General features: G+C 66.0%; 3 protein-coding genes and 1 pseudogene. 2 read left to right on the top strand and 2 right to left on the bottom strand.

Features of this window, described 5'->3' with window-relative positions:
* A pseudogene (locus OXK16_10885) lies at positions 1-190 on the bottom strand (hypothetical protein).
* 108 nt (positions 191-298) lie between these two features.
* Entirely contained in the window at positions 299-2,323 is a 2,025-nt protein-coding gene (locus OXK16_10890; protein ID MDE0376455.1) for a CocE/NonD family hydrolase, read from the bottom strand.
* 159 nt (positions 2,324-2,482) lie between these two features.
* On the opposite strand from OXK16_10890, the gene OXK16_10895 reads away from it, so the two are divergent.
* Together OXK16_10895 and OXK16_10900 are read left to right on the top strand one after the other, a co-directional pair.
* A complete protein-coding gene (locus tag OXK16_10895; protein ID MDE0376456.1) occupies positions 2,483-2,617 on the top strand; it encodes a hypothetical protein in 135 nt (44 codons plus the stop codon).
* 380 nt (positions 2,618-2,997) lie between these two features.
* Complete coding sequence (locus OXK16_10900) at positions 2,998-4,146, top strand: Fic family protein (protein ID MDE0376457.1); 1,149 nt, start codon at positions 2,998-3,000, stop codon at positions 4,144-4,146.
* Positions 4,147-4,322 lie beyond the last annotated feature (176 nt).

Genomic DNA, 4,322 nt, shown 5'->3' on the forward strand with positions numbered 1-4,322 from the left:
TCTGTTGAGACCCGGTGGGGCCAGATCTGCGATCCCGGCCAAAGATCTGTCCGTAGCTCATCCGTCCGGCCTGTTCCCGGATGGCTTCCACCATCTCCTCGCGCCCGTAGCCGATGTTGACACACCACAGGCCGGCGTTGGCGTCGAAGGGCCGGTTGCCGTGGGCGTCCTCCAGGTAGCACCCGGCCGCGCCCACATACATGTCGTCCGGCGCGACCTCGGTGGTGGCCAGTTGGCTACGGGTGGAGGACGTGCGAGCGGTCTCGTCCGATCGCCGAGCGGTGGGCGACGTCGATGGTCACAGGAATCCCCGTGGGACCGAGCAGTGCCAGGTGCGCGAGAAACAGGGCATCCCATCAGTTCTAACCTCGACCGCCGTAACGCCGTGGAACGCGTCACTGTTACCGGCAACGCGGCTGGTCGTCCGGACCTCGGTGGTGGAAGCCCCGTGGTCTACGTCGAAGCGGAAGCCGGCTTCGATGCTCGATTCCGCCGGCTTGGCCCGGTCGGTGGTAGCCCTGAAGTCCACGTGCCAGCAGATCCGGGCACCGTTGTCTTGGATGGCGTCGCTGCCCCATGAGATAACCACGCTCACCCCCGTGCCGGAGAGGCTCTCCACCAGCTCCCAGCGCAAGGGCTCGGTGGTCCCCGATGCCTCGGGAAGGGGCGGCGCGGGCCGGTAGTCCGGCGCGGGCAGGCCGGAGTCGTGCCGGCTCACCACCGGCAGGGTGACCCGCGAGGGGTGATCGCGGTCCATATGGACGGTGTTGGTCGCATGTTCGGGCAGCGGCCACACCAGTGGGAAATCGGAGCTGGCGACCATTATCCCCAATCGGTGGCCCGCGCCGAACACGTAGGAAACGGGTTCCAGCTCGATGTTCAGCTCGATAACTTCCCCCGGCACGAGGGGTGCCGGATCGGTCCGGGAGTTCCGCTGGGTGGCGTTCTTGATCACCCTGGATACCAGCGCCCACGGCCCATCGGGATGGACGTCTACCAGCTTGACCGAGAAGGCGGTGACCTCGGCGGTCGAGGACACGTACAGCGTGGCGTGGGGGAAACCGGTCAATTCGAGATCGGCCTCAAGCCGCTCTCCGATGAACACCACCGACCCGGGCGCTTCCCGGCGCTGGTCCAGGGGCAGGCCCGTATCTCCGGCGAGCCCGGTCATCAACCCCATCGTCGACACACCCACCGCGGGGTCGTACGCGTAGGAGACGCTGCCGCCCCCTCCATCTTCGGGCGCCTCATCCGTCAGGCGCCCTCCCGGCTGGAGATAGAGGGTCTCGCTCTCGGCCCGGGCCAGGGGCCAGTCGGATTCGCTCCGCCAGTAACCGGCCGCCGTCTCCCGGCGAGCTTGGGGCTGGTCGTAACCCCGCACCCATATGGCGATGGGAGCTTCGTCGACGATCCCGGTGTCCTCTCCCTTCAGGTGCTGGTCGAACCACCGCACGATCTCGTGGAGATGATCGACGCGCGGCCCCGGGAACCCGATATTGGGCGGGGTGTGCAGGTATGGGCCCACCATTAGCTTCTTGGGAACGTCCGGATTCAGGCCCATATACATGTAGAACGGGTCCGACACGAAGATGTCGTGCCAGCCGCCGATGATGAAGGTGGCGCACTGTATGTTCTCGAGCCCGTACCGGATCGAGCCCTCATGCCACGCGGGGCCATCGACCTGGTCCCGCAACCAGGAGTTGAGCCACGGCTTGTTGTTGGTGAGGTGTTCCTCCCAGATCTCCAACCAGGCGCCTTCTGGATCGGCCGCCGGAGGCGCCGCGGAAAACGCGCTCATCATGGCGTTGTAGGCGCCCGACCAGATGAACGTCTGCCACATCCCTCCCGGATGGCTGTTCTCGTAGTGGTCCCATCCGGCGTAGACCGGTGCGATGGCCTTGAGGTGGGGAGGCGCCTGGGCAGCGGTGAGCAGGGTCGAGAAACCACCGTAGGAAACCCCGGTCATGCCCACCGAGCCGTCGCACCATGGCTGCGCGGCCAACCACTCCACCGCGTCGTAACCGTCCTCCCACTCCTGGAGGCGTAACATCCGGTCGGACACACCTGCCGAGGCACCGGTCCCGCGGATGTCGAGCAGGGCGGTTATGTACCCGTGGGCGGCGTAATAGGCCACGTTATCCACCGTGGCGCCGCGCAGCAGGTCGTCCTTGCGGTATGGGTAGTACTTCAGGATCACCGGAGCGGGCTCGTCCGACTCCGGGTAGAACAGGTCGGCCGACAACTCGACACCGTCGCGCATCGGGATACGGACATTGGGCCGAGTTCGGGCCGCGGCGGGTCTTTCTTCGAGCCAGCCGGTCATAAGCCGCAGGCTAACACCATGCCTGAACGCCCGCCTGCACCACCCGTTTCCCGCGGGCTAACAATGCGCGACCGAGCGCCACGACCCGGGCCCCGCCGAGACCGGACACGGCGGCGCCACCGGCGGTACGCTCTCCCCAGATTCCAATAGGGGCACGGTATGAACGCACCCGACATGGACGTACTGGACCTCAGCGGGCGGGTAGCCGTGGTAACGGGGGCGGCTTCGGGACAGGGCAGGGCCACCGCCATTCGACTCCATCGGGCCGGCGCCGCGGTAGCCGCCTCAATCTAGACGCGGCCCGCCTGGCCACGCTGGGAGACGGAATCCTGACACTGACCGTCGATACCTCCGACCCGGACCGGGTCGGCGAAGCCTTCGAAGAAATCGAGCAGTCGCTGGGACCGACCTAAACCATGGGCACCGCGGCTGCCATATGGGCGGGCTGGAACAAGAATCTACCTAACCCAAGACCGGAAGCCACACAACCGGGGATCGGTCCGCGGTAGCTGCCCCCTAGCCGACCCCATCGTTTTAACCTAAGGTTAAAGTAGAAACTGTAGTTAAGTGGGCTGAGGGGAAAGGTTATGGGCCGGTACGTTTCTAGGTATTGGCGCCCGAGGTTGGAGGCTCCGTTGGCTCGCGAGCGTCGCGGGGGGCGGTACGAGGCGTATATGCCTGACTTTCTGGCGGGGTGGGTGCCGCGGCTGTCGGTGGATGTCATAGCAACGGCTGGCGCCGCTGAGTCGGCGGTTGAGGCGCTGAACCGACGGGCGGCGGGCGGGGGACCGCATCCTCTCGACACGTTCGCATACGTGTTGTTGCGGGTCGAGGCGGTGGCGTCGTCGCGTATCGAAGGTATCGAGCTTTCGCCGCGGAGGCTGCTGACCGCAGAAGCCGAGCACCAAGCGGGCGGGCGGTCGGCTGACCGGACGGCGATCGAGGTGCTGGGGAACCTGGAAGCGATGGAAGAAGCGATCCGTTCGGCCGCCCGCAGCGATCCGTTACACACAGAGGACCTGTTGGAGGTCCACCGCCGGCTCATGTCGGCGTCGCCCCACCCTGATCTGGGCGGCTGGATCCGGGATACGCAGAACTGGATCGGGGCCAGCGCCTACTCGCCCTTGGAGGCATCCTTCGTTCCGCCCCCGCCCGAAGAAGTCCCCTCCCTGTTGTCCGACCTGATGGCCTACGTGAACCGCACGGACCTCCCACCCCTGATACAGGCCGGGATAGCGCACGCCCAGTTCGAGACTATCCACCCTTTTGCCGACGGCAACGGGCGCACCGGGCGAGCACTCATCCACGCGGTCCTGCGCAGGCGGGAGGTTGCCCCGGCGTTCGTGCCGCCCATCAGCGCGGTTCTGGCCCGATCCACCGATTCGTACATCGACGGACTCAGTGCCTGGCGGCATGTCGGAACCGCCGACGATCCCGCTCGAGACCATGCCGCGGAGCAATGGCTGGGCATGTTTCTCGAAGCCGTCCACGACGCTTGCCAGGAGGCTCACCGCTACCTGGACGCTGTTGCCGACCTTGAAGCCGACCTGCGCTCACGGGCCGGGTCGATCCGGCGCGGATCGTCCGCTGACCGCCTCCTGAGCCTTCTACCCGCCCGCCCCATCTTTGCGGTCGACTCGGCCGCGGCGGCGATCCAACGCTCGACAGTCGCAACAGGCCAGGCGGTCAACCAGCTCACCGAGTCGGGGGTACTGGTGGTGCGGAGCGTAGGCAAGCAAAGGTACAGAATCTTCGAAGCACCAGACGTCACCCGCCTCATCACCCGCCTCGACAGAGAACTCTCAATCCAAGGCGCTCCATAATCGCCCCGACATTGGTGTGGCTGATACGCAAGTGACTTAGTTAGCAACTAGGCAGAGTTTCCTCAGCCGCGGAGGTTTGCCGTTCTTGCTGTGTCCACGCTGAAAGTGGCCGGGTCCACCGCGACGCCGTAGTCCCGTTCGGCTGCCTCGACGGATACGAAGCCGTTGCGGACATC

Source organism: bacterium (genome assembly GCA_028821235.1).
Taxonomy (GTDB): domain Bacteria; phylum Actinomycetota; class Acidimicrobiia; order Spongiisociales; family Spongiisociaceae; genus Spongiisocius.